The following is a 26,054-nucleotide window of genomic DNA, read 5'->3' as shown; positions in this document are numbered from 1 at the left end:
CTTCGGGCTGGCCCCGTAGCTCAGCTGGATAGAGCAGCCGCCTTCTAAGCGGCAGGTCGCAGGTTCGAGCCCTGCCGGGGTCGCCACCTTTCGCCTTGCCCCCGTCCGGCCACCCCGTTAAGCCGCAGCCATGGCTCCCCCACTCCTTCTGCTGCAAAGTATCGGACTGACGTTCGGCGGCACGCCGTTGCTCGACGGCGCCGAACTCTCCGTCTCCGCCGGAGAGCGGCTTTGCCTCGTCGGCCGGAACGGTTCGGGCAAATCCACACTTCTCAAGATCGCCGCCGGCCATATCGAACAGACGTCCGGCACTCGCTTCTTCCAGCCGGGAGTGACGCTTCGCTACCTGCCGCAAGAGCCCGATTTTTCCGGCTTCACAACGGTGCTCGCCTATGTCGAGGCCGGGCTTGCCCCTGGCGACGATGCCTACCGCGCGCGCCGCCTGCTCGAAGACCTCGGCATGACGGGCGGGGAAGATCCGTCGCGTCTCTCCGGTGGAGAAGCTCGCCGTGCCGCACTGTCTCGCGTGCTGGCGTCCGAGCCGGACATTCTTCTGCTCGACGAGCCGACCAACCATCTCGATCTGCCGGCCATCGAATGGCTGGAAAATGAGCTGAAGCGCACCCGGTCTGCGCTAGTCGTCATCAGCCACGATCGTCGTTTCCTCGAAACCTTGTCCCGCGCCACGGTCTGGATCGACCGCGGCCAGACGCGCCGTCTCGAAAAGGGTTTTGCCTCTTTCGAAACCTGGCGCGACGAAGTGCTGGAACAGGAAGAGAGAGACCGCCACAAGCTCGATCGCAAGATCGCCGATGAGGAGCACTGGCTTCGCTACGGCGTGACCGCCCGCAGGAAGCGCAATGTCCGCCGCCTCGAACAGCTCGGCTCGCTGCGCAAGGACTATCGCGAGCACCGCAAGGTCCAGGGTGATGTCCAGCTGACGATGACCGAGGCCACGACCTCCGGGAAAATGGTCGCCGAGGCCCGCAACATCTCGAAATTCTACGGCGACCAGCCGGTCGTAAGGGATTTTTCGATTCGGGTGGCCCGCGGTGATCGGCTTGGACTGGTCGGTCCCAACGGCGCCGGCAAGACGACGCTTATCAACCTGCTGACGGGAGTTATTGAGCCCGACCACGGGTCGGTCCGAATCGGCGCGAGCGTCGAGCTCGCTGGGATGGATCAGAAGCGCACCAGTCTCGATCACGAATGGACGTTGAAGGAAGCGCTTACTGGCGGACGCGGCGATACGGTTTTCGTCGGCGGCCAGACCAAGCACGTCATGAGCTATATGAAGGACTTCCTGTTCGCCCCCGAACAGGCCGGCACTCAGATCAGCCGCCTATCCGGTGGCGAACGCGGTCGTCTTCAGCTTGCACGCGCGCTGGCGCAACCCTCCAACCTTCTGGTTCTGGACGAGCCGACGAACGATCTCGATCTCGAAACGCTCGACCTCCTGCAGGAGATGATCAGCGACTACCAGGGCACTGTCATCCTCGTCAGCCATGATCGCGATTTTCTCGATCGCACGGTCACCTCGGTCGTGGTCGCCGAGGGTGAAGGTCGATGGGTCGAATATGCGGGCGGCTATTCGGACATGCTTGCGCAGCGCGGCCGTGGCGTCGATGCGAGGGCAGCCGCGAAGATCGAGCGCGAACGAGACCCGGGTGACTCGGCATCCCCGGTCGCCAAGCCGCAGACGAGACGCAAACTTTCTTTCAATGACCAGCACGCCTTGAAGACGCTGCCCGGCAAGATCGACAGCTACCATGCCGAGATCGCCAAATTGAGCGACAAGCTCGCCGATCCCGCGCTTTACACCAAGGACCCGACAGCCTTCCAGAAAGGCAGCCAGAAGCTGTCTGAGGTCCAGGCTGCGTTGGCCGAAGCCGAGGACGAATGGCTCCGCCTGGAGATGCTTCGGGAGGACATCGAGTCTGCCTAAAGCGGAACGGCGGACGCGATCCGTCGTTTAGCTGTCCATGTACGACGCGATCATAGTCGGCGGCGGGCCGGCGGGACTGAACGCTGCCCTCGTCCTTGGGCGCTGCCGACGGCGCGTGCTGCTCTGCGATGACGGCACGCCGCGAAACGCCGTATCGCGAGGCGTCAGCGGCTTCATCACTCGCGACGGCATCCTCCCAGGCGAGCTTCGTTCGATCGGCCGCGCGGAAATCGGCAAGTACCCCTCGGTCGAGATCCGTGACATGCCGGTCGCTGACGTCGAGATCACGCCGGACGGTTTCGAGGTCGTGATGAACGACGGCATCCGTGAACTGGCTCGCAAACTACTGCTAGCAACGGGCGTCGACGACAATCTCCCAGATATTCCGGGTTTTCGCGAACTCTACGGCCACGGCGTCTACAATTGCCCCTATTGCGACGGCTGGGAGGAAAGGGATCGCCTCTTCGCGATCTATGGCCGGGGCGACAAAGGTAAGAACTTCGCGCTTCAGTTGACTCTCTGGGGCAAGGACCCGGTGCTCTGCACCGATGGCGCATCCGAACTTTCAGAAACGGATCTCGCTCAGCTTGAGCGGAACGGCGTCACCGTCCGCGAAGACCGGATCACTCACCTTGAGGCCAAGAACGACACGCTCGCGGCGGTGCATTTCGAGAACGACTCGTGCCTGCCCCGCGACGCGCTGTTCTTCATCACCGGCGCCAAACCGAGTTGTGCCATCGCTACAAAACTGAACTGCCATCTGACGGAGAAGGGTGTTGTCCGAACCGTCGGCAATGAGCAGACGAATATACCCGGCCTATTTGTCGCCGGAGACGCCTCACAGGGGGTACAGTTCGCAATATTAGCGGCAGCTGAAGGCGCCTTGGCGGCTTTCCAGATAAATAGCGAGTTGATCGCCGAAGATTTGATCTAGATCAGCGATCTTTCAGCGCCTTGGCGACAAGATCAGCTGCGTGATGGATTCTGAACGGCTTGCGTAGAAATGCAAAATAGTCGTCAAAACGCTCTCGGACTGCGGCCTCCGGCATCGCACTCATCATGATGATGGGCAGATCGGAATGGCCATCAGAACGCAAGGCGTGCGCCATTGTCGGTCCGTCCATGACCGGCATCATGAAATCAACAAGGATGAGGTCTGGCCGGGACTCGGCCAGTCGCTCGATGCCTTGCTTGCCGTTAGCGGCCGTGACGACGCGGTAGCCTTCGTCCTCGAGCGCTGCTGCAAGCACGTCGGCAACCCCGAACTCGTCATCGACGACGAGGATTGTCCGCACGGTCGTGCCTCACTTCTTTCAAAACCGGACGTCTCACCGCCCCGGCCCATTATCTACGCCGGGCGCCATTGCCCGGTGCGGCGCTCAGCGTTCATGCGCAAACCCCGTCATCAGCCCTTCGGCGCCAAAGACTGGGTCAAGAACGGTGAGCCCCTGATCCGAAATTTTGAACTCCCGTAGCGCCGGGTCGAAGTCGCTATCGCGCATCTTCACCACCGAAATCAGGCGGCGTACGCTGGATTGAAGTTCAACGAAACGAAGGACGATTAAGTTCTCGATCAAGCTTGAAATATTGGCGATCGGCAGTTCGACCGGAGCACCAAGGAACTCACGGCTTTCGCTGGTGTAGAGCGTGGTGACGCCCCGTACCCGAAGCTCGTTCGACAGAGCCGCAAAATATTTCGAAATCCGCTGCGGGGATATGACCGAGGCCATGAAGCCGCCGAGGCCGTCGACGACAAGACGCCGGGCGCCGGTTCGGTGGACCGCATCGAGAAGGCGCGCGCCGAGCGCATCGAAATCGTGTTCCGTTGCCGGCTGCCAGATCACGTGATGCTTGCCTGCTTGCAGCAGCGAGCGGGTCGGCAATCCAAGCGCGTCGGCCTTGCGCAGCAGCCGCTCCGGCGACTCGAAGAAACCGAAGAACAACGATGGCACGTCCGGCTCAGCCGAGAACCAATGCAGTCCGAGAGTCGTCTTACCGATACCGGGAGGACCGAACGCGACCGTCGTCGACGTTGCCGGTACCCCCTCGCCCATCTTCTGGTCGAGGCTCCCGATGCCCGACGTCACCCGCGAGAACGGCGCCTCGTCGTATCGAGACGGCCAGGCGAACCGGGATTCGATGCGGGGATAGACGACAAGCCCGTCACCGGTGATCGTGAAGGAATGGCGACCTTCGAGATAGCTCGATGCACGGAACTTCAGGATTTCGAGTGAGCGCTCGCTGCGAGCGTCGAAATTCTGGCGCTGAAGAACGAAGATGCCATCGACCATCGTGCGCTCGGGCCGCGACGGACGATCGGAACCATTGGTCAGCAGGAATACGGTGCAGCCGGCGGCGATCGCATGGCCCTGGAGCTCATGGACGAATTTCTTGAAGTCACGCTCGGTGGAGGCCGAGGCTTCGGCGGCGAGGAAGCCGTCGAGCACCATCGTCGTCGCCCGGCGGCCCATCATTTCGCGGCGCAGAAGATCGAGCAGGCCGCTCAGACCGCGATCTTCCAGGGCACTGAGGGCGCTTAGAAAGACAAGTCGCTCCGGAACCGCGCTCTCGTCGAAGAACGACATCGTCCGGAGCTGCTGCATCAGTCGCGCATGGCTCTCGGACAAAAGCGTCGCGTAGATCGCCTTGCCGCCCTTGTTCACATGATGGGCGCAGATCTGGTTAGCAAGAATGGTCTTGCCCGAGCCAGGTTCACCTTGGACGATATAGAGGCCGCCCTCGAAGAACCCGCCCCGCAGAATGGTGTCGAGGCCCTCAATCCCACTCGGTACGCGCGTCAGTTCCGTTTCTTTGTCTTGTGCCATCTTCGGGAAAGCTGCCGCGTTTGCACTGGGAAGGGATGAGGAAGGATTACGATCTTTATCGCACGCTACGATTTGTCCGCAACTGGTAGCGAGACGCGAAAAACTTGGAAGAGCAACCGGGATCCGTCACTTGAGCGTGGCCCAGCCCGCGTCGGGCTGGAAGCGCTTGCCATGCACCTTGGCCAGAGCCTTCAGGCTCTTCGTCACGTCCGCCACGCCACGCTGACGAGCATAGTGCAGAGGTCCACCCCGGAAGGGAGCGAAGCCCGTACCGAAGATCATGGCGCCGTCGATGATGTCCTCCGTCTCGGCCACGCCTTCGCGCAGAAGGGCGATGCAGACATTGACCATGGGCAGGATCAAGCGGTCGGCCATCGCCTCGTCCGGTAACGGCGAATCCTTGGCTCTGACCGCCTCGCCTTTTTCCCAGGTGTAGATGCCCTTGCCGGTCTTCTTGCCGAGTTCACCCTTCTCGACCTTGTCGCGCAGCCATTGCGGCGCGTCCGGCATCGGCCAGCCGAGGCTTTCCTTCAGCACGTCGGCGACATGGACACAGATGTCTAGGCCGACCTGATCGGCCAGTTCGATCGGTCCCATCGGCATACCGAAATCGGTCGCCGCTCGGTCGATCGTCTCAGGCTTCACGCCCTCGTCGAACATGACGAGCGCTTCCAGCATGTAAGGCAGGAGCGCCCGGTTCACGAGGAAGCCCGGCGCGCTCTTCACCGGCGCGGGCAGACGGTCGATCTGGCCGCAGAATGCGAGTGCGGCGGCGAGCGTCGCCGCCGACGCCTTGTCGTGGCTGACCACCTCGACGAGTTGCATCCGCGAGACCGGATTGAAGAAATGCAGGCCGACCAGTCGCTCCGGCCGGGCCAGCCCGTCGCGCAGCGTTTCGAGCGGAATGCTCGAAGTATTCGTCGCGAGGATCGCCTCCGGCTTCATCCGCTGCTCGGCGATTGCATAGATCTTGCGCTTGAGATCGAGATTTTCCGGCACCGCCTCGATGACGATATCGGCCCGCCCGACGCCGTCGCCGTAGAGGTCCGGGATCAGCCGATCCAGGGCATCACGCGTCTGCGCGCTCTTCCGCCCGATCTTACCGAACAGCGCCGACGCCCGGCCGATCGTCTTCGCCAGCGGAATTGGCTGCATATCGGCGAGGCTGACCGTGACGCCCTGCCAGGCACACCAGGCGGCGATATCGCCGCCCATTGCCCCGGCACCGACGACATGAACGTGCTTCACCTTCTCGGCGGCCTTGCCGGCGAGTTTTTTCAGGTTCTCGCGAAGAAAGAATACCCGGACGAGATTCTTCGCCGTCGGCGTGACGAGCAGCTTGGCGAAGGACGCGACCTCCGCTTCCTTCATCGTCTGCGGCTCGCCGCCGAGATCTTCCCAGAGATCGATCAGCGCGTAGGGTGCCGGATAGTGCCGGCTCGGCGCCTTCTTCTCCGCTTCACTGCGCATCTTGCGAGCGAACAGGCGGCGGCCGATGCCAGTCTGGGCGATGCCGGAAATCACGCGCTGCGGCAGCGCCGGCTTCGGCAGGCGAAGCGAGCCGTCGAGCGCGGCCGCGACCGCGCCGAGCACATGCCGCTCCTCGGTCACCGCGTCGACGAGGCCTGAATTTTTGGCCTGACGCGCGTGCACGGTCTTTCCAGTCAGCATCATCGTCATGGCTTCGACGGGATTGATCAGCTTGATCGATCGCCACGAGCCGCCAAGTCCCGGATGCAGCCCAAGAAGAACTTCAGGAAAGCCGAAACGGGCACCCTCGATGGCGATACGCCGGTCGCAGGCGAGGATTAGCTCAAGCCCGCCACCAAGACAGAAGCCGTGGACGACCGCGACCGTCGTGCATGGCAGATCGTCGAGGCGGTCGAAGATCGCATTGCCGTTCTTCAGCAGCGCCTCGATCGCGTCCGGATCGTCCATCACCCCGAATTCAGTGATGTCCGCGCCCGCGACGAAGCCCGACGGCTTTGCTGAGCGGATCACGAGCCCGCGCGGCGTCTCGGTCTCAAGAACCGTCAGGACATCGCTCAGCTCGGCCAATACATCGGCCGACAGCACGTTCGCGCTCGCACCCTGCTTGTCGAGGACGAGCCACGCGACGTCGTCGGCGGTGCGGGTCAGCTTCCAGTGCTTCCATTTGCTGCGCTTGGCCGGAATCGGGCCGAGTTCGAGATTGCGGTCGCCGAGCGTCCGCATCGCCAGTCCGTCCATCACGCGGCCTCCAGAAGCATCGCACCGCCCTGCCCGCCACCGATGCATTCGGTGGCGACGCCGCGCTTCTTTCCGAGCCGCTTCATTGCGTTGACGCAATGAAGCACGATCCGGTTGCCGCTCGCACCGACCGGATGGCCCAAGCTGATCGCGCCGCCGTCGACGTTCAGCGTCGACCGGTCGATCTGGCCGAACGCGCCGTCGAGGCCGAGTACGTCCTTGCAGAACTTCTCGTCGTTCCAGGCCGCCAGACAGCCCAGCACCTGCGCGGCGAAGGCTTCATTCAGTTCCCAGATGTCGACGTCCTCACGCGCCAGTCCGTTGCGGCTGAGGATCGGCGTCGAGGAGACGACCGGCCCAAGCCCCATGATCTCCGGATCGAGCGCCGCCCAATGACTGTCGCGGATGATCGCGAGCGGCGTCAGGCCGTGCTTCTTCAGCGCATCTTCGGATGCCAGGATGACCCAGCTCGCGCCGTCGGTAATCTGCGAGGAATTACCGGCGGTCACCTTGCCCCAGGGCCGCTCGAAGGCCGGGCTCAGCTTCGCCAGCTTCTCGACGGAGGAGTCGGCGCGCACGCCATCGTCCGCATCATACAGCTTGCCGTCGCGGCCGAAGGCGGGCTCCAATTCGCCCTTGAACCAGCCCTCCTTCTGCGCCCGTGCCGTCCGCAGATGGCTTTCGACCGCATACTGGTCGGAGTCCGCCCGGCTGATGTCGAACAAATGCGCGACGAGTTCAGCCGTCTGGCCCATGCCATATTCCACGATCGGGTCGGTGAGCCCCTGAACGAGGCCGATCACCGGCTTGAAGAAGGTCGGCCGCCACGACGCCAGCGTTTTCAGCTTGGGGCCGGTACCGCGTGCCGCGTTAAGCGCACTGAACCAGTTCACCGCCTGCCTGTTGTAGAGCAGCGCCGAATGGCTCAGCGCCTCGGCGCCGCCGGCCAGGATCAGGTCCGAGCCGCCATCGGCGATATAGCGATAACCGACATCGATCGACTGCATGCCCGAGCCGCAATTGATCTGCACCGAGAACGCCGGCGTCTCCTCGCCCATGCCTAGCCGTAGCGCGGCGACACGGGCCGGGTTCATCTCATTGGCGATGACGTTGACGACGCCAAGGATCACCTGGTCGAAATCGGTCGGTTTGAACGGCTGGCGCAGCAGAAGCGGCCGTCCGCACTGGACCGCCAAGTCGACCGGCGTGAAGGGTCCGAGACCACCGCGCGCGCGCAGGAACGGCGTGCGGCTGCCGTCAACGATATAGACTGGGCGTCCACCTACTTTGCGGGTGCTGCCCGTCGCGGCTGTCGTGGCGATGGTTGATCCTCCCTGCCATTATTTTTGAAGAGTGCGCTGAAATCGTCCGGCGCGAAATCGTCGACTGCGATCACTTCCGCGACGGCTTCCTGCGCTCTCGCAAGTTGATCCGCTTCGATGTCAGTGATGAGGCCGCGCTCGACCGCGAGCGACGGGTCGCGCAGGCCGAGCGCCTTGAGCTTGGCGCGGATCGGCTCGCTGCCGGTCACGAGATCGAAGGCCTCCTGCAACTTCACGAGACCCGGGACCTCGGTGTTGCGGGCAATACCCGCGACAAGTCTCTCACGTGCCGCGGAATTCTCGAGCAGTACGTTCGCGCAGGTTTGCATGAGCGCATCCGACGGCCCGCGTTTCCGTACACCGAAGGGCAGAAGCAGGAGCCGCAGAATCCAGGCGACCGGACGGTTCGGCAGATTGGCCAGGATTTCGTCGAGTCGGTGCTCGATCACCGAGAAGCCGGTCTGCATCGAGAAATCGAGGATCGGCACGTCCGCGGTCTGCCGGCCTTCGTCTTCCCAGCGCTTCAGCGCGCCGGACAACAGGAACAGTTCGGAAAGGATATCCCCGTAACGCGCCGATAGCATCTCGCGTCGCTTCAGAGCGCCGCCGAGCGTCAGCAGCCCCATATCGGCGGTGAGCGCGAAAGCCGCGGAATATCGGCTGAGCTGACGATAGTGAGGCGTCGCCGCTCCCGTCGGCGGAGCCGGAGCGAACCTGCCGCCGGACCACGCCCTCCCCCAGGCGCGGAACAGGTTCGACGCGCTGTGGCCGACATGGGCCCAGAATGCCTTGTCGAACGCATCGAGCGCCCGGCGCTTGTTGCGGTTCCGAAGCGCCAGCATCTCCTTGAGCAGGAAGGGATGACTGCGGATCGCGCCCTGCCCGAAAATGATCAGGCAGCGCGTCAGGATGTTCGCGCCCTCGACGGTGATGCCGATCGGGATGCCGCGGTACATCGAGGTCAGATAGTTCGTCGGGCCATCGATCACGGCCTTGCCGCCGTGGACGTCCATCGCGTCGTTGATGGCGACGCGCATCCGCTCGGTCGCCTGATATTTCATGATCGCCGAGATGACGGCGGGCTTCTTGCCCATGTTCAGACCAGCACAGGTCAGACGCCTCGCGCCGTCGACGACATAGGCCGAGCTTGCGAGGCGAGCGAGCCGCTCCTGCACGCCCTCGAAGCGGCCGATCGGAATGTTGAACTGCTCGCGGATGCGGGCATAGGCGCCGGTCGTGTGCGCCGACATCACGATCGCCGCCGCCGACAGCGACGGCAACGAGATGCCGCGTCCGGCCGCCAGCGCCGACATCAACATCTGCCAGCCCTGCCCGACCCGCGCCTGCCCGCCGATCACGGCATCCATCGGCACGAAGACGTCAATGCCGCGATTGGGCCCGTTCTGGAACGCCTGTCCCGAAGGGAAATGGCGATTGCCGATCTCGACGCCGGCGGTGTCCGTCGGCACCAGGGCGACGGTGATGCCGATGTTCGGATTCTTCCCGATCAGGCCATCAGGATCCTGAAGCTTGAAGGCAAGGCCGAGTACTGTCGAGACGGGACCGAGCGTGATGTAGCGCTTGCGCCAGTTCAGCTTGATACCGAGGACGTTGCCACCCGGCCCCGGTCCCATGCAGACCGTGCCGGTGTCGATCATCGCGGCGGCGTCGGAACCCGCCTCGGGGCTGGTCAGTCCGAAGGCCGGGATCTCGCGGCCGTCAGCCAGACGCGGCAGCCAGTAATCGCGCTGATCCTTGGTTCCGAACTGATGCAGCAGTTCGCCCGGCCCAAGCGAATTCGGCACCATGACGGTTACGGCGCCGGTCAATGAACGGGTCGAGACCTTCCGGACGACCTCCGAATGCGCAAAAGGCGAGAAGCCGAGGCCGCCATAGTTCTTCGGAATGATCATCCCGAAGAACTTCTCCTTCTTCAGGAAGGCCCAAGCCTCTGGCGACAGATCACCGATCTCGTGGGTGATCTTCCAGTCCTCGAGCATGTCGCACAGCTCTTCAACGGGACCGGCGAGGAAGGCTTCTTCCTCGGTAGTCAGCGCCGCAGGCGGAACTGCGAGCAGCTTGCTCCAGTCAGGATTGCCGGTGAACAGATCGGCTTCCCACCAGACGTCGCCGGCCTCGATCGCCGCGCGCTCGGTCTCGGACATAGTGGGGAGCGCTTTCTGCGCCCAACCGAAGATCGGTTTTGTAATCCAATCCCGGCGCCAATTGGTCATCCTCGCCAGCCTTATCCCAGAATCACCGTCCGGACAGAGTTTGACAGGTTGAACGCGACAAATCTGAAACTCTTGTGATCAACGCGGGCCGAATTTCTCCATTTCGCGGTGTTCCGCACGGATCCTGCGCACGGTGCCCGTCGCCGAACGGTAGACGACCGTCTCGGTCTCCACATAATCCTTGCCCAGCACGACGCCGCTCACGAGCGGACCCGTCGTTACGCCTGTCGCGGCGACGATGACGTCACCGGATGCCAGCTCATCCACCTTGTAAAGGCGGTTCGGATCGCTGACGCCCATCTTGGCGGCGCGGGCAATTTTCTCCTCAGTATCCAGGATCAGGCGGGTCTGCATTTGGCCGCCGACACAACGTAGCGCCGAAGCCGCGAGCACGCCTTCCGGCGCCGCGCCGATACCGAGATAAAGATCGATACCCGTCTCTTCGGGGCGGGTCGTGTAGATGACGCCAGCGACGTCGCCGTCGGTGATCAGGCGGACGCGAGCTCCGGTCGCACGGGCGCGGGTGATGATGTCCTTATGGCGCGGACGATCGAGCATCAGCACGCCGATCTCGCTCACCGGAACACCCTTGGCCTTGGCCAACGAATGGATATTGTCCTCGGGCGACGCGTCGAGATCGACCGTGCCTTCGGCATATCCCGGACCGATGGCGATCTTGTGCATATAAGCGTCGGGGGCGTGGAGCAGCGTGCCGCTTTCAGCCATCGCCATGACGCAGATCGCGCCCGCAAGGTCGTCGGCGCAGAGTTCGGTGCCTTCCAGCGGGTCGACCGCGATGTCGACTTTCGGACCGTTACCGGCGCCGACATTTTCCCCGATGAAGAGCATCGGCGCCTCGTCGCGCTCGCCTTCGCCGATGACGATGGTGCCGTCAATCTCAAGACGGTTCAGTTCGCGCCGCATCGCGTCGACCGCCGCCTGGTCCGCCGCGTTCTTATCGCCGCGACCGCGCCAGTAGGCAGAAGCAACCGCGGCGCGCTCGGTCACGCGGACCAGTTCCAGCGTCAGGATGCGCTCGATGGCTTTCCCAGGTTCGACTCTGATCTCGGCCATGAACGTCCTTCCGGGCGAAGCCCTTATTCGGTCTCGATGCGGATAACCTGCGGTGATCCGTGAATATGTCCGTCCGCGAGCACCGCATCGAGTGCGCGTCTCGCCGCATCCTCGCTGGTCGCATGGGTAATCAGCACCAGCGGGACGGTTTTGACATCAGTATCAGATGATTCGGACTGTTTCTTATCACGCGGCTTACGCTGCAGGATGCTCTCGAGCGAGATGCCCTGCTCCGCCATCCGGGTCGCGATCGCCGCTGCCGTTCCGGGTTGATCGACCACGCTGAGGCGGATGTAATAGCCGCCCTTGTGGGTACGGATCGGTGCCTTCTCGGCCTTCTCAAGCAACGCTACCGGCAGACCGAACGGCAGGCGCACGGCGCCGCGCGCCACGTCGACGATGTCGGAGATCACCGCCGTTGCCGTCGCTCCGCCGCCGGCACCCGGGCCGACGAGGGTCAGTTCACCGATCGCGCTGCCGTCGATTGCGACTGCATTCGTTACGCCCATCACCTGGGCGATCGCAGAGCTCTTCGGCACCATGGTCGGGTGGACACGCTGCTCGATGCCGGCATCGGTCCGCGTCGCCACGCCCAGGAGCTTGATGCGGTAACCGAGTTCATCCGCCATCGCGAGGTCGAGCGGAGCGATCGAGGCGATGCCCTCTACATAGATGGAATTGGCATCGATCTGAGTGCCGAAAGCGAGGCTGGTCAGGATCGATAGCTTGTGAGCGGTGTCAAAACCTCCGACGTCGAATGTCGGATCGGCCTCGGCATAACCGAGCCTCTGCGCCTCGACCAGCGCATCGGCGAAGGACAGCCCCTCCTCTTCCATCCGGCTCAGGATGAAATTGCAGGTGCCGTTCAGGATGCCCGAAATGCGGGTCAGCCGGCTGGCTGGAAGCGCCTCTCTAAGCGCCTTGATGACCGGGATGCCGCCCGCGACGGCAGCTTCGAAGGCGAGCGCCGCGCCATTCTCCTCCGCGAGGGCCGCGAGGTCGAGCCCGTGCTCGGCCAGAAGGGCTTTGTTCGCGGTCACGACCGGCTTGCCGCGCTTGAGGGCCGCCTCGACGACATCCTTGGCCGCGCCGTTCGAGCCGCCGATCAGTTCAACGACCAGATCGACATTCTCGTCCGTCGCGACGTCGACCGGATCGTCATGCCAGCGGACGTTTGAGAGGTCGATGCCGCGATCGCGCGAGCGGTCACGGGCCGAAACAGCAGTCACCTGAATGCCTCGGCCGCTCAGCGCTTCCAGCGCGGTACGGCGTTCATCCAGCAGGCGGATCACCGAAGCGCCGACGGTGCCAAGCCCGGCGACGCCAACTCTCAATGCAGCAGACATCAATGATCCCGAAGGGGTGTGCGCAACTCTCAGCGAGCCGCGGCGGCGAGCGGGATCACGTTGTGCAATGTTTGATCCGAGGTTTCAAGGAACCGGCGGAGATTGCGCGCCGCCTGCCGGATGCGATGCTCGTTCTCGACGAGCGCGATGCGCACATGGTCGTCGCCATACTCACCGAAACCCGCGCCCGGCGAGACCGCGACATCGGCCTTCTCGACGAGAAGCTTGGCGAACTCGACGCTGCCCATGGAGCGGAACTTCTCCGGGATCGGCGCCCAGGCGAACATCGACGCCTTGGGAGCCGGGATTTCCCAGCCCGCCCGCGTGAAGGTGTCGACCAGCACGTCGCGGCGGCTCTTGTAGATCGCACGCATCTCGTCGACGCAGTCCTGCGGGCCAGTCAGCGCGGCAGTCGCCGCGACCTGGATCGGCGTGAACGCGCCGTAGTCGAGATAGGACTTCACCCGCGACAGAGCGCCGATCAGCCGGTCGTTGCCCACCGCGAAGCCAACGCGCCAGCCCGGCATGGAATAGGTCTTCGACAGCGAGGTGAATTCCACCGCGACGTCGAACGCACCCGGCACCTGCAGGATTGAGGGCGGTGCCTCGTCGAAATAGATCTCCGAGTAGGCGATGTCGGAGAGCAGGAAGAGCTCGTGCTTCTTCGCGAAGGCGACGAGGTCCTTGTAGAAATCGAGGCTCGCGACCTCCGCCGTCGGGTTCGACGGATAGCAGAGCACGACCGCGATCGGCTTCGGGATCGAGTGCTGGATCGCCCGCTCGAGCGCCACGAAATAGTCCGGCCCGGGCGTCGACGGCACGTTGCGGATGACACCGCCGGCCATCAGGAAGCCGAACGCGTGGATCGGATAGCTCGGATTCGGGACGAGTACGACATCGCCCGGCGCGGTGATGGCCTGCGCCATATTGGCAAAGCCCTCTTTCGAACCAAGCGTCGCGACAACCTGCGTATCCGGGTCAAGTTTTACCCCGAACCGATTGGCGTAATAGGTCGCCTGCGCACGGCGGAGACCTGGAATGCCCTTGGAGGCCGAATAGCGATTGGTGCGCGGCTTGCGCGCATTCTCGATCAGCTTCTCAGTGATGTGCTCGGGCGTCGGCAGATCGGGATTGCCCATTCCAAGATCGATGATGTCGGCGCCGTTCTTGCGGGCGGCGGCCTTCACGCGATTCACCTGCTCGAAAACATAAGGCGGCAGTCGGCGGATCGAGTGGAAGTCCTGCGTCATCTCAGAAGTGTCCTAGGCAATCGGGACGGGAATTGTAGCACGTTCCAAAGTGAAAACGGCGGATTGAAGTCAACCTGGCGTAGCTTGCTTCGTGCTGGTCGTGTTTGGGGGATGACCCGCTGGCGGGTCAAGCGGCGGACGCGCCGGCGGATCGATATTGATGTTCGGATAGGCCTTGTTGGTCCGGTCGACCGGCGGCAGGCCGTATTTGTCGCTCGCCATCGTGCATCCGGCGAGCATGGCCGCGACCGTCGCCAACAAGATCATGCGTGCCGCTACCGGCATCATCGTCCCTCCCCGAACCAAAACATGCCGCAGCAAATATGAGCGGCCAATGAATATCCAAGCAGGCCCGTGTGGCGACATTAGACCAAGATATAATATGCTTGCTTATTATATCCGCCTACATCACTGCCATGACTGATAGCACCCCCAGCCTGGAAATCGGCTTCCTGCTCTCGGATACGTCCCGGATCCTACGCCGCATCATCGACCAACGGGCCAAGGAAGTCGGCATGTCGCGCGCCCAATGGGCCGTGCTCGCCCGGGTCTCTAGGTATGAGGGCCTGCGCCAGGTCGATCTGGCTGCCCAGATGGAAATGGAGCCGATCAGCGTCGGCCGCATCATCGACCGCCTCCAAGCGTCAGGTTTTGTGGAGCGTCGGCCCGACCCCGCCGACCGCCGCGCTTATCGGCTCCATCTCCTTCCCGCGGCCGAGCCGGTTCTCGACCGCGTCCGGGCGATCGGTTCGATCGTCATGGACCGCGCGCTGGCGAAGTTGGACGAGACGCAGATCGATGCGCTGGCGGAGGCGCTACAGGACATCCGCACGAACCTTCTGAAGATCGAAGATACAGGCGAAGACCATGCTGGACAGAGTGACGAACACACCTCCACTCGACCCGTCAGTCGACGCGCCTGAGGACAATGTCGCGCAGTCCAAGCCGCGCCGCCGACTGACCGCGAAGAATCTCCGCAAGCCACTGCTTATCGCCGGGCCGCTGCTCGTGGCGCTTGTCGCGCTCGGCCTGTGGCTAACAGGCGGTCGCTACGTCTCGACCGACAACGCCTATATCGGCGCGAACACCGTGATGGTGACGCCCCAGGTGACGGGCACCGTTTCTCAGGTCGCCGTCCATCAGGGCCAGCGCGTCACTGAAGGCGATCTGCTGTTCGAGATCGATCCCGAGCCTTATCGTATCGCCCTCGAAACGGCGCGCGGCCAGCTCGAAGCCTCGAAGCTCGATCTGGCTGCCCTGAAGGAGCGCTATGCCAAGGCGGTTCGCGACGCGGCCACGGCCCAGACACAGCTCGACTATCAGCTGAAGAACTTCGCCCGGATTCGCGACCTCAACGCCCGCACATTCGCGGCTCAGTCCGAACTCGATCAGGCACAGGCCTCGCTGAACAGCGCGCAGGGAGCACTCGATTCTGCCAAGCAGGACGCGTCCGAGCAGCTCGCCAATCTCGGCGGCGACCCGAACCTGCCGCTCGAAAAGTATCCTGCCTTCATGCAGGCCCAGGCCAATGTCGATCAGGCCCAGCGCAATCTCCGCCTGACCGAAACTCGCGCGCCGATCTCTGGCGTCGTGACCCAGGCCGAAATGCTGTTGACCGGCCGCTACCTCGTTCCGGGTACCGTCGCGCTCGCCGTGGTCGATGTCGATCATGCCTGGGTGGACGCCAATCCGAAGGAGACGGACATCCAGAATGTCCTTCCCGGTCAGCCTGTCACCATCACGGTCGACGCCTACCCCGACCACGCCTTTACCGGCCGGGTGGACTCGATCAACCCCGGCACCGACGCCCAATTTTCGCTGATCCCGGCCCAGAATGCCTCCGGCAACTGGGTGAAGGTCGTCCAGCGCGTGCCGCTCCACATCCTGATCGACCATAAGGACGGCGATCCAATCCTGCGCTCGGGCATCAGCGCGGTCGTATCCGTCGACACGGGCAAGTCCCGCTCGCTGAGCGATCTGTTCTGATCGACGATCGCCATGACCATCGCGGCTGATATCCTGAAGGTCCGTCCGATCATCGTCGCTTGCGCGATGATGGCGACGATCATGCAGGCGCTCGACACGACGATCGCGAACGTCGCCTTGCCCTATATGCAGGGCTCGCTATCGGCCACGCAGGACCAGATCAACTGGGTCCTGACGTCCTACATCGTCGCTGCGGCCATCATGACGGCGCCGGTCGGCTGGATCACCAACAGGTTCGGCCGCAAGAATGTGTTCATGGTCTGCGTGGCCGGATTCACCCTCGCGTCGATGCTTTGCGGCATAGCATCCACCCTCAATCTGATGGTCTTCTATCGCCTGCTGCAGGGCGTGTTCGGCGCGGCGCTGGTGCCCCTGTCGCAATCGGTGATGATGGACATCTATCCGCCCGAACAGCGCGGCTCGGCCATGGCGATGTGGGGCATGGGCGTCATGCTCGGCCCCATCCTCGGCCCGACGCTCGGCGGCTGGCTCACCGAGACCTACAATTGGCGTTGGGTGTTCTTCGTCAACCTGCCGTTCGGCCTGCTCACGTTCCTCGGCTTCCTTTGGGTCCTTCCCAAGACTGAGGCGCAGCAGGGCCTGAAATTCGACTGGTTCGGCTTCGGCATGTTGGCGCTTGCCATCGGCGCGTTCCAGATGATGCTCGATCGCGGCGAACAGCTGAACTGGTTCGACTCCAGTGAGATCGTCACCGAAACCGTGATCGCGGGCCTCGCCTTCTATCTCTACATGGTCCACACCGCGACGGCGGAGAAGCCGTTCATCAGCCCGTCGCTGCTGTTGAACCGCAATCTGGCCGCCGGTCTCGTCACGATGTTCGTGGTCGGCATTGTCCTGCTCGCGAGCCTCGCGCTGCTGACGCCATACCTCCAGAACCTGATGGGCTATCCGGTGCTCACGGCTGGCCTCGTCCTCGGCCCGCGCGGCATCGGCACCATGGTCGCGATGATGATCGCCGGGCGCCTCGTCCAGAAGATCGACCCTCGTCTTGTCATGCTAGCTGGCTTCGCCCTGACGGCATTCCCGCTCTGGCAGATGAGCGGCTACACACCCGACGTCTCGGCTTCGTCGCTGATCTGGACCGGCGTCATCCAAGGGCTCGGCCTCGGTTTCCTGTTCATCCCGATCCAGACGATCGCCTTTTCGACCATCGAGCCGCACCAGCGCACCGACGCGGCGGCGTTGATCAGCCTCGTCCGCAATATCGGGAGCGCGGTCGGCATTTCGGTCGTCACCTTCCTGCTGACCAGGAATTCGTCCGAGCTGCATGCCGAGCTTGGCGCGAGCATTAATCCGTTCCGCGCCTCGATACAGATGCTCGCGGGAACGCCGCTCGACCCGTCGACCGATCTCGGCCGACAGATTGTGGATGGGATGGTCAATCGCGAGGCGGCGATCATCGCCTATGCCGACGATTTCCGGTTGATGATGTTCATCGCGCTTGCCGCGACGCCGCTGCTTCTGTTCATGAAGCGCCCGCCCAAGGCCCAGCCGGGCGAGGCCTCCCACGCCGCGCTGGACTAAGTGTCCGCCGAGGCGTGAACGACGGGCTGATAGCCGGCTGAGAGGACACGGACGATCGGAAGCGGTGTAAGCACCCGGACCTCGTCGTCCGGAAGCTCTCGCCGCTCGCTGTAACCCTCGTGGCTCCAGCGGTGCAGGCCGCCCTTCCAGATCAGGAACGCCTGACCCTCGACGTCGACGAAACTTCCGTCCGGAAGAGACCGCGCGTGCCTCGTGGGCCGCTCCTTGGCCGTCCTCGCGGGATGGAGAACGGCATCCATTTCCTTCGCCAGCACCGGCCGGTCGCATGCGAACGCCGGCTGCCACGCGAACGCAAAACGTCTATGATCCAGACGCCGGCACTCGCCGCAGGGACGGTGTCCCGCCGCCAGAGCCACGGCCTCATCTAGAAAGAAAAGCTGGGTGTAGTGCGAGGGCGGATTGATCGTCTGCTTCCGCCCCTTGAACTCGAGCAGGCAGCAGACCCAGTTCTTGTGTCGCCAGCGTGCCCTGCCGAGCCGTTGAGCGCCGTCGTGCAGGATGCCGCGATTGCCCATGAACAGGCCACGCGCGCTGGAGAACTCGATTTCTCCGTGTGGCGTGACCCGGTTCTGGAACGGCATGGCTTAGGGGAACAGCGCGGGCCCGGCGAGCGCCGTCGCTTCGTCGAAGCCGCACATCAGGTTGAAGTTCTGCACGGCCTGACCGGACGCGCCCTTCATCAGATTGTCGGTCGTCGAAATAACGATCGCCCGGCCGTCCATGCGGTCGGCGATCACGCCGAGCTGGCAATTGTTCGAGCCCTTCACGTGCCGCGACTGCGGAACCTGGCCGAACGGCAGGATCTGGATGAAGGTCTCGCCCGCGTACGCATCTGCCAGAACGCGATGCAGGTCCTCCGGCTTCGCACCGCCGAGCGTGCGCAGATAGATCGTCGCGTATATGCCGCGGATCATTGGCAGCAGATGCGGCGTGAAACTCGCAAAGACCGGCCGGCCGGCCGCCTTCGAGAATTCCTGGTCGAGTTCAGACGTGTGCCGATGCTTGCCGACGCCATAGGCATGCGTGCCCTCGGCGACCTCGGAGAACAGCATTCCCTCGCTGGCGCCCCTGCCCGCTCCTGACATTCCGGTCTTGGAATCGATAACGATGTTATCGGCATCGACGATGCCTGCCTTCAGCAGCGGCACCATCGGGATGATCGAGGTGCCGGAATGGCAGCCGGGGTTGGCCAGCAGCCGCGTCCCCTTGATCTTCTCGCGATAGAGCTCGGTCAGGCCGTAGACGGCCTCCTTCTGCTGGTCGAGCGCTTCGTGGGCATGCCCATACCAGCGGGCATATTCCTCGGGATTCTCCAGGCGGAAATCGGCCGACAGATCGACGATCTTCAGTTCGGGCCGCTGCATCATCAGGTCGGCGACCACGTGCTGCGTCGTTCCATGCGGCAGCGCGCAGAAGACGACATCGAGCTTATGCGGATCGACTTCCGTGATCGTCGTCAGCACCGGCAGATCGACGCCGGTGAACTGCGGAAACACGTCCTTCATCTGCTGGCCAGCCTTGCGGTCGGCCGTCAGCGCGGAGATCGAGACGTTGGGATGGCGCAGCAGAATGCGGAGCAGTTCTGAGCCCGTATAGCCCGATGCACCGTAAACGCCGACCCGAACCGTCTCTGCCATCTCTTGATCTCCTTGGGGACGCTCACATAAGGACGATCGGAGCCGCCGTCGAGACGGTTGCCATTACCCAATGCAGATGACACTCGCGAAAATCGAATGTCTCGCCTCTTTAAATGCTGTGGGAAAAGAGTATGTTTACGCCTGTCCGGGATAAACGGATGTGAGCTGGCTTTGGGCCGGCTTTTATAAGAACCCAGATATGCTCAAATTGAGCATAAGGGGAGTGAGAGATGGACCTTTCGTCTGCCGCTGTCCTCGAACGGCCCCGTCCGGCGCCGCGTGTTTTGACTGCCGCGGAGCGGTTCGGCGTCCTGCCGATGCCGTCGCTTGAGTTCACCCCGGAAGTTGCTGCGGAAACAGCTCATTTCTACGAGCGCGTGAAGCACGTCATCCCCGCGATCGAGTGGCCGGTCCATGCCCCTTACGTGAAGGCGATCAACGACCTGAAGAAAGTCCGCAACGCCGTTCTCCTGGCGCACAATTATCAGACGCCGGAAATCTATCATTGCGTCGCGGATGTCGTCGGCGACAGCTTCGCGCTCGCTCGCGAAGCCACCAAGACCGACGCCCAGATCATCGTCCAGGGCGGCGTCCACTTCATGGCGGAGACCTCGAAGCTGCTGAACCCCGAAAAGACGGTCCTCATTCCGGACATGCGCGCCGGATGCTCGCTCGCCGAGTCGATCACCGCCGAGGATGTCCGCGCGCTGAAGCGCAAACATCCGGGCGTACCGGTCGCCGTCTACGTGAACACGTCGGCGGCGGTGAAGGCCGAGGCGGACATCTGCCTCACCTCCGGCAACGCCGTCGAGGTGATCGAGAGCCTCGGTGCGCCCGAAGTGCTCTGCCTGCCGGACGAATACCTGGCGGCCTGGATCGCCACCCAGACCAAGGTGAAGATCATCTCCTGGAAGGGCCATTGCGAGGTGCATGAACGCTTCACGGGAGAGGAACTTCGCCGCCTGCGCGAGGACGATCCGTCGGTGACGATCATCGCCCACCCGGAATGCCCGCCGGATGTTCTGGCCGAGGCCGACTTCACCGGCTCGACGGCGAAGATGCAGGAGTTCGTGCGGGTCAATAAACCTAAGCGGCTGGTCATGATCACCGAGTGCTCCATGGCCGACAACATTGCCGAGGTCTCGCCAGAAACCGAGTTCCTGCGGCCGTGCAATCTGTGCCCCCACATGAAGCGGATCACGCTGCCGAAGATCCTCGACAGTCTGCTGACCATGCGTGAGGAGATCATCATCGACCCGGTGATCGCCGCCAAGGCGCGCCGCTCGGTCGAGCGGATGGTCAATCTGAAGATCTGACCTGAGAGCACTCCCTTCACACGGGAGTTCTCCGCGAGGCGGCCATGTCCCCTTCGAGTGAAATCGTCATCGTCGGCGGCGGCCTCGCCGGTCTGTTCTGCGCGCTGAAGCTCGACCGCCCGGTCACGGTGCTGACCGTAACGCCGCTTGGCGAAGGCGCGTCTGCCTGGGCGCAGGGCGGCATCGCGGCCGCCATCGGCGAAGGCGACACGCCGGAAGCGCATGCCGCTGATACGATCGCTGCCGGTGCCGGCATCGTCGACCCCGAGATCGCGCAGCTCATCGCCGAAGAAGCCGGTCAGCGTATCGACGATCTCCTTCGCTACGGCGTCCCCTTCGACCGGGATCTCGAAGGCAAGCTCGCGCTTTCCCGCGAGGCCGCCCATCGCGCCCGCCGTATCGTCCGGGTCCGTGGCGACCTCGCCGGCAAGGCGATCATGGCCGCGCTGGTCTCGGCCGTGCGCTCGAATGACGAGATCCGCATCGTCGAGAACTGGTCGCTCACCAGCCTGCGCACAGAGAATGGCCGCGTGACCGGCGTGACCGGCGCCATCGTAGGCGGCAGACCGACCACGATTCCCGCCCGAGCTGTCATTCTAGCGACCGGTGGCATCGGGCATCTCTATGCCGTGACCACCAATCCCGTTGGATCGCGCGGCGATGGCCTCGCGGCAGCGGCGCTTGCCGGAGCGGTCCTGGCGGACACCGAATTCGTCCAGTTCCACCCGACCGGCATCGACATCGGCCGCGATCCGGCGCCGCTGGCGACGGAAGCCCTGCGCGGCGACGGAGCGATCCTCATCAACGGTCTCGGTGAGCGGTTCATGCCGAAGCTCCACCCGGACGCCGAGCTCGGCCCGCGCGACGTCGTTGCGCGCGGCGTCTTTGCCGAGATCGCGGCCGGCCGTGGCGCCTTCCTTGATGCCCGTCAGGCGATCGGCGCGCGCTTCCCCGATCTGTTCCCCACCGTTTACGCCACTTGCACAGCGGCCGGCATCGATCCAACCATCCAGCCGATCCCGATCGCCCCTGCCGCGCATTATCACATGGGCGGAGTGAAGACCGACCGCGACGGTCGGACCTCCCTGGCCGGCCTCTGGGCCTGCGGTGAAGTCGCCTCGACAGGCGTCCATGGCGCCAATCGCCTGGCGTCCAACTCGCTGCTTGAGGCGATCGTCTTCGCAGCCCGCATCGCCGACGACGTCAACGGCGAGATCGTACCCTCCTCTGTCTCGCCCGCCGACGGCGACGCAACGGCAGTTGCTGCCCTCCTCGCGCCCGACACTCCGGCAATGATGGAACTCCGCCGAATTATGAGCCGCCAGGTTGGCGTCCTCCGCGATGCCGACGGCATCGCCAGTGCGCTGGCCCATCTCCGCGCGATCGACCGCGACCGCGCCGCGCCACAGGCCCTGCGCAGAATGGCGATAGCCGGACTGCTCGTCGCCTCGCCAGCATGGGCGCGGCACGAGAGTCGTGGCGGCCATGCCCGTACCGACTATCCGGACGCAAATCCCTCGCTTCAGCACCGCACGATACTGACGCTCGACAAAGCACGCGCGATCGCTGACGAAGCGGCTCAACACGTCATCGAGGCCGCTGAGTGATTCCTGTTCTCGACCCGATCCAGGTGTCCCGTGCGGTCGAGGCGGCGCTTGCCGAAGACTTTGGTCGCGCCGGCGACATCACGACCAATTCGACGATTCCCGCTTCCGCCAAGGCGACGGCCGTCATTGCCACCCGCGGACCGGGGGTGGTCTCCGGTCTGCAGCTGGCGGCCGAAGCCTTTCGCCGTCTTGATCCGTTGGTTTCTTTCGAGGCACAGCTTGCCGATGGAGATGCAGTCACCCCCGGCGCGATCATCGCCCGCATCAACGGCCCCGCCCGCCCGATCCTCTCCGGCGAGCGCGTCGCGCTGAACTATCTGGGTCGTCTCTCGGGCGTTGCGACGGCGACGTCCGCCTTCGCGCGGAGGATCGCACATACCCGGGCCAAGATCGCGGATACGCGCAAGACGACGCCCGGACTGCGCGTCTTCGAGAAATATGCCGTGCGCTGTGGCGGCGGTGCCAATCATCGGTTCGGCCTCGACGATGCGGTTCTCATCAAGGACAACCACATCGCGGTCGCCGGCGGCATCGCCGCTGCTTTGCGTGCTGCGAAGGCTGGTGCCGGCCATCTCGTGAAGATCGAGATCGAGGTTGACGGACTGGATCAGCTCGACGAGGTCATCGCCGAAGGAGCCGATGCGGTCCTGCTTGACAATATGGGACCGGATCTCCTCGCGGAGGCTGTGCGCCGGGTCGCGGGTCGCATGATCACCGAGGCCTCAGGCGGTGTGACCTTGGAAAGCGTCACGGCGATCGCAGAAAGCGGCGTCGACCTGATCTCGACCGGCTGGATCACTCATTCCGCGCCGGTGCTCGATCTCGGCCTCGATATTCAGATCACCTGACGGCGCGGCGGATATTTCGGCTGCCGGTCGGGGAACATGACCCCGATCATTTCGGCGTCCTGCCAGACCATCTTGCACTTGCGAACGACGGGGATATTCGCGGCCATCTCAAGTGTGAAATAGTCCGGCACGTCCTCGAAGGTCAGCAGCTCGAGCTGGGCCCCGGTCTGCGATACGTCGCGAACCACGACTTCCAGTACCACGCCGTTCGGCAACAGGACTCGCCCCTCTCCAGCGATGGTTCTGCGGATCGCCCTGCGATTGTTAAAGTCGTAACGTCCCATGTGGTTCCCCCTCCACCTGCGACGAGCATCCGCTCTAGTAGTAAATTATAGGTTGCACTCTTCTCAGACAGAAATGCTCTTCCCGGCCACTTTCCGCGCAGACAACAATCCAAGGTAGTATTGTGCGATCGTCGCTCCCGCCAAGGCCGTAACTCCGGCGTGATCGTAAGGGGGCGACACCTCGACGACATCGCCGCCCCTGAGATCGAGCGGCTCCAGCCGCCGCAGGATCGCCAGCGCTTCGCGGGTCGAAAGGCCGCCGCAAACCGGCGTGCCGGTGCCGGGCGCATAGGCCGGGTCAAGCGCATCGATATCGAAGGTCAGGTAAACCGGCGTGTCGCCGACATGCGCCAGAATCCGCGAAGCCATCGCTGCCGGCCCGAGATCAGCCACGTCGAAGCCGCTGACGACCGCGATGCCGTGATGGGCGGGCGCATGAGTACGGATACCGACCTGGATCGACTTTTCTGGAATGATCAGACCGTCCGCGACAGCACGCGAGATCATCGTGCCATGGTCGATGCGCGCATTGTCGACGTCATCCCAGGTGTCCTGGTGTGCATCGAAATGGAGAAGCGCGACCGGTCGACCGAGTCTCTTCACCAACGCTTTCAGCACCGGATAGGTCAGGAAATGATCGCCGCCCAGGGTCAGAAGATGCGCGCCCGTCGCAAGTCGCGCGGCCGCCTGTGCCTCGATCGCTGCCGGAGTTTCAGCCGGATAGCCGTAGTCGAATACCGCATCGCCCGAATCGCAGACCGATAGTTCCGCGAAGATATCGTATCCGAATGGATACACCGGATCGCCGTCGAGGATGGTCGAGGCCTCGCGGATCGCTCTTGGTCCGAACCTTGTACCGGGCCTGTTCGACACAGTCGTATCGAGCGGCACGCCCCACACCGTCACATCGAAACCGGACGGGTCACGCGAGTAGACGCGGCGGAGAAACGACACCACGCCGGAATAGTTCGGTTCGGTGCTCTGGCCGTAGCGGAAGTCGGAATCGAGCGCCCGGTCGACGGGACGCGGCGCCAACGGATCATGTGGCATGAAAGACTCACAGACAGAAAACAATAACGCTATTCAGCGTTTTGCCCCGTACGCGACGTTCAGTCCACTTCCAGAATCCGCACTTCGGGCGGACACTTTTGGAATTGTTATCTTTCGCTGGGGTGCGAGAAGATGAACGCTACGCAAGCGCAGGCACGGGTACTGACCGTGCTTGAAGGAGCAAGAGGTCGCTGGGTACCGATGCGGTGGCTAGATACCACACCTTTACTTCACGACGATGACTTTCCGGTCATACCGAGTTTGATCGAAAACGGATGGGCGCAACACAAGCTCCGCTCCGTTCAGATCACCCGGGCCGGGATGGCAGCGCTCTACGAAGTCAGAGGCGAGACCCGGACGGCAAAACGGTAAAAACGAAAAAAGGCGGGCACCGAGCCCGCCTTTTCGTTTTCTGGATGCCGTTCGATCAGCGCTTCGAGAACTGGAAGCTGCGGCGGGCCTTGGCACGACCGTACTTCTTACGTTCGACGACACGCGAATCGCGGGTCAGGAAGCCTTCCTTCTTCAGGACGGAGCGGAGCTCCGGCTCGAAATAGGTGAGAGCCTTCGACAGACCGTGGCGAACAGCGCCAGCCTGGCCGGAAAGACCGCCGCCGGCGACCGTGACGCGCACGTCGTACTGGCCATCGCGGTTGGCGACGTGAAGCGGCTGCTGAAGGATCATGCGCAGGACCGGACGGGCGAAGTAAACTTCGAGTTCGCGGTCGTTGACGACGATCTTGCCCGAGCCGGGTTTGATCCAGACGCGGGCAACCGCGTCCTTGCGCTTGCCCGTGGCATAGGCGCGGCCCTGGGCGTCGAGTTTCTGCTCGTGACGCGGTGCTTCGGACGCACCGGACGAGCCGAGAGCGCCGCCGAGATCTTCGAGAGACTGGATGTTATCGGCCATGGGGCTCAGCTCCGGACGTTCTTGCGGTTCAGCGAGGCGACGTCGAGGACGGCCGGCTGCTGAGCGGTGTGGGGATGCTCGGAACCGGCGTAGACGCGGAGGTTGCCGAGCTGCTGGCGGCCGAGCGGGCCACGCGGAAGCATGCGCTCCACGGCCTTCTCGAGGACGCGGTTCGGGAAGCGGCCGTCGAGAATCTTCTCGGCTTTGCGCTCCTTGATGCCGCCCGGATAACCGGTGTGCCAGAAATAGCTCTTGTCGGCGCGCTTCTTGCCGGTGAACACCACCTTCTCGGCGTTGATGACGATGACGTTGTCACCGGTATCGACGTGGGGGGTGAAAATGGCTTGATGCTTGCCGCGAAGGCGCATCGCGATGAGAGAAGCCAGGCGACCGACGACGAGACCCTCGGCGTCGATCAGGACCCACTTCTTCTCGACGTCGGCAGGCTTCGCCGAAAACGTGGACATGTCGAGATCCTTGAAAATGAGAGCGGCCGCACAGGCGGCCAGCTGCGGAGCTTCTAGCTCAACACGACCGACAAATCAACGAAATGGAGAATAGAATAGCCCAGTAGAATCAATGGCTTATAAAAATGGTATTAAAATACCCCCGAAACACGCTCTGA

23 protein-coding genes and 1 tRNA gene are annotated in these 26,054 nt (G+C 63.4%); 9 read left to right on the top strand and 15 right to left on the bottom strand.

What is annotated here, in order from left to right; all coding sequences use genetic code 11:
• The first annotated feature begins 9 nt into the window (after positions 1-9).
• From ACFPFW_RS10385 to ACFPFW_RS10375, 3 genes are all read left to right on the top strand, one after another.
• Positions 10-86 (top strand) — tRNA-Arg (locus ACFPFW_RS10385).
• A 44-nt stretch (positions 87-130) separates the two neighbouring features.
• Entirely contained in the window at positions 131-1,945 is a 1,815-nt protein-coding gene (locus ACFPFW_RS10380) for an ABC-F family ATP-binding cassette domain-containing protein (protein WP_114955680.1), read from the top strand.
• Between the two features lie 37 nt (positions 1,946-1,982).
• Positions 1,983-2,879 (top strand): NAD(P)/FAD-dependent oxidoreductase, encoded by an 897-nt coding sequence (locus tag ACFPFW_RS10375; protein WP_114955681.1) that lies wholly within the window; start codon positions 1,983-1,985, stop codon positions 2,877-2,879.
• Position 2,880: 1 nt separating this feature from the next.
• Here the strand turns inward: ACFPFW_RS10375 and ACFPFW_RS10370 are convergent, their stop codons facing one another.
• From ACFPFW_RS10370 to ACFPFW_RS10330, 9 genes are all read right to left on the bottom strand, one after another.
• Positions 2,881-3,240, bottom strand: coding sequence for a response regulator (locus ACFPFW_RS10370; RefSeq protein ID WP_114955682.1), 360 nt, complete (start codon positions 3,238-3,240; stop codon positions 2,881-2,883).
• An 84-nt stretch (positions 3,241-3,324) separates the two neighbouring features.
• On the bottom strand, positions 3,325-4,770 hold the full coding sequence (locus ACFPFW_RS10365; protein WP_114955683.1) for a DUF7125 family protein: 1,446 nt from the start codon (positions 4,768-4,770) through the stop codon (positions 3,325-3,327).
• A 126-nt stretch (positions 4,771-4,896) separates the two neighbouring features.
• On the bottom strand, positions 4,897-6,999 hold the full coding sequence (locus ACFPFW_RS10360) for a 3-hydroxyacyl-CoA dehydrogenase NAD-binding domain-containing protein (RefSeq protein WP_162799584.1): 2,103 nt from the start codon (positions 6,997-6,999) through the stop codon (positions 4,897-4,899).
• A complete protein-coding gene (locus tag ACFPFW_RS10355) occupies positions 6,999-8,321 on the bottom strand; it encodes an acetyl-CoA C-acetyltransferase (protein ID WP_114955685.1) in 1,323 nt (440 codons plus the stop codon). Before ACFPFW_RS10355 ends, ACFPFW_RS10360 begins: the two co-directional genes overlap by 1 nt.
• Complete coding sequence (locus ACFPFW_RS10350) at positions 8,282-10,555, bottom strand: acyl-CoA dehydrogenase (protein WP_114955686.1); 2,274 nt, start codon at positions 10,553-10,555, stop codon at positions 8,282-8,284. The genes ACFPFW_RS10355 and ACFPFW_RS10350 overlap by 40 nt, the downstream gene beginning before the upstream one ends.
• 78 nt (positions 10,556-10,633) lie before the next feature.
• The gene (glpX, locus tag ACFPFW_RS10345; RefSeq protein ID WP_114955687.1) at positions 10,634-11,629 is read right to left on the bottom strand and encodes a class II fructose-bisphosphatase; all 996 of its coding nucleotides are present in this window, start codon (positions 11,627-11,629) and stop codon (positions 10,634-10,636) included.
• 23 nt (positions 11,630-11,652) lie between these two features.
• Positions 11,653-12,975 (bottom strand): homoserine dehydrogenase, encoded by a 1,323-nt coding sequence (locus tag ACFPFW_RS10340; protein ID WP_114955688.1) that lies wholly within the window; start codon positions 12,973-12,975, stop codon positions 11,653-11,655.
• Positions 12,976-13,004: 29 nt separating this feature from the next.
• Positions 13,005-14,225, bottom strand: a complete 1,221-nt coding sequence (locus ACFPFW_RS10335; RefSeq protein ID WP_114955689.1) for an LL-diaminopimelate aminotransferase — start codon at positions 14,223-14,225, stop codon at positions 13,005-13,007.
• A 69-nt stretch (positions 14,226-14,294) separates the two neighbouring features.
• Positions 14,295-14,513, bottom strand: coding sequence for a hypothetical protein (locus tag ACFPFW_RS10330; RefSeq protein WP_114955690.1), 219 nt, complete (start codon positions 14,511-14,513; stop codon positions 14,295-14,297).
• 98 nt (positions 14,514-14,611) lie between these two features.
• Between ACFPFW_RS10330 and ACFPFW_RS10325 the strand changes: the two genes are divergently transcribed.
• The 3 genes from ACFPFW_RS10325 to ACFPFW_RS10315 are packed head-to-tail and all read left to right on the top strand — an operon-like array spanning position 14,612 to position 17,756.
• Entirely contained in the window at positions 14,612-15,148 is a 537-nt protein-coding gene (locus ACFPFW_RS10325) for a MarR family winged helix-turn-helix transcriptional regulator (RefSeq protein ID WP_379770580.1), read from the top strand.
• A complete protein-coding gene (locus ACFPFW_RS10320) occupies positions 15,093-16,211 on the top strand; it encodes an efflux RND transporter periplasmic adaptor subunit (protein WP_114955692.1) in 1,119 nt (372 codons plus the stop codon). The genes ACFPFW_RS10325 and ACFPFW_RS10320 overlap by 56 nt, the downstream gene beginning before the upstream one ends.
• A 12-nt stretch (positions 16,212-16,223) precedes the next feature.
• On the top strand, positions 16,224-17,756 hold the full coding sequence (locus ACFPFW_RS10315; RefSeq protein WP_114955693.1) for a DHA2 family efflux MFS transporter permease subunit: 1,533 nt from the start codon (positions 16,224-16,226) through the stop codon (positions 17,754-17,756).
• Here ACFPFW_RS10315 and ACFPFW_RS10310 read toward each other — a convergent pair.
• Together ACFPFW_RS10310 and argC are read right to left on the bottom strand one after the other, a co-directional pair.
• Positions 17,753-18,358: a hypothetical protein gene (locus tag ACFPFW_RS10310; protein ID WP_114955694.1), complete on the bottom strand. Its 606-nt coding sequence runs from the start codon at positions 18,356-18,358 to the stop codon at positions 17,753-17,755. The genes ACFPFW_RS10315 and ACFPFW_RS10310 overlap by 4 nt on opposite strands.
• A gap of 3 nt (positions 18,359-18,361) precedes the next feature.
• Complete coding sequence (gene argC, locus ACFPFW_RS10305; protein ID WP_114955695.1) at positions 18,362-19,414, bottom strand: N-acetyl-gamma-glutamyl-phosphate reductase; 1,053 nt, start codon at positions 19,412-19,414, stop codon at positions 18,362-18,364.
• A gap of 230 nt (positions 19,415-19,644) precedes the next feature.
• On the opposite strand from argC, the gene nadA reads away from it, so the two are divergent.
• From nadA to nadC, 3 genes are read left to right on the top strand one after another with little or no spacing between them, the layout of a single operon-like run.
• Positions 19,645-20,730 (top strand): quinolinate synthase NadA, encoded by a 1,086-nt coding sequence (gene nadA / locus ACFPFW_RS10300; RefSeq protein WP_379770574.1) that lies wholly within the window; start codon positions 19,645-19,647, stop codon positions 20,728-20,730.
• 44 nt (positions 20,731-20,774) lie between these two features.
• Positions 20,775-22,337: an L-aspartate oxidase gene (locus ACFPFW_RS10295; protein WP_114955696.1), complete on the top strand. Its 1,563-nt coding sequence runs from the start codon at positions 20,775-20,777 to the stop codon at positions 22,335-22,337.
• Complete coding sequence (nadC, locus tag ACFPFW_RS10290; RefSeq protein WP_114955697.1) at positions 22,334-23,185, top strand: carboxylating nicotinate-nucleotide diphosphorylase; 852 nt, start codon at positions 22,334-22,336, stop codon at positions 23,183-23,185. Before ACFPFW_RS10295 ends, nadC begins: the two co-directional genes overlap by 4 nt.
• On the opposite strand, the gene ACFPFW_RS10285 is transcribed toward nadC, so the two are convergent.
• From ACFPFW_RS10285 to rplM, 4 genes are all read right to left on the bottom strand, one after another.
• Entirely contained in the window at positions 23,173-23,469 is a 297-nt protein-coding gene (locus tag ACFPFW_RS10285; protein WP_114955698.1) for a PilZ domain-containing protein, read from the bottom strand. The genes nadC and ACFPFW_RS10285 overlap by 13 nt on opposite strands.
• Before the next feature lie 63 nt (positions 23,470-23,532).
• The gene (gene speB, locus ACFPFW_RS10280) at positions 23,533-24,519 is read right to left on the bottom strand and encodes an agmatinase (protein ID WP_114955699.1); all 987 of its coding nucleotides are present in this window, start codon (positions 24,517-24,519) and stop codon (positions 23,533-23,535) included.
• 427 nt (positions 24,520-24,946) lie between these two features.
• Complete coding sequence (rpsI, locus tag ACFPFW_RS10275) at positions 24,947-25,429, bottom strand: 30S ribosomal protein S9 (protein WP_114955700.1); 483 nt, start codon at positions 25,427-25,429, stop codon at positions 24,947-24,949.
• Between the two features lie 5 nt (positions 25,430-25,434).
• Positions 25,435-25,896 carry a 50S ribosomal protein L13 gene (rplM, locus tag ACFPFW_RS10270; RefSeq protein WP_114955701.1) on the bottom strand — a complete coding sequence of 154 codons (462 nt, stop codon included), beginning with the start codon at positions 25,894-25,896 and terminating at the stop codon, positions 25,435-25,437.
• Positions 25,897-26,054: the final 158 nt, after the last annotated feature.

The organism is Flaviflagellibacter deserti, assembly GCF_042652085.1.
GTDB classification, from domain to species: Bacteria; Pseudomonadota; Alphaproteobacteria; order Rhizobiales; family Methylopilaceae; genus Flaviflagellibacter; species Flaviflagellibacter deserti.
Note: the sequence above shows the minus strand (reverse complement) of the source record. Positions and strands in the feature narration are given on the sequence as shown.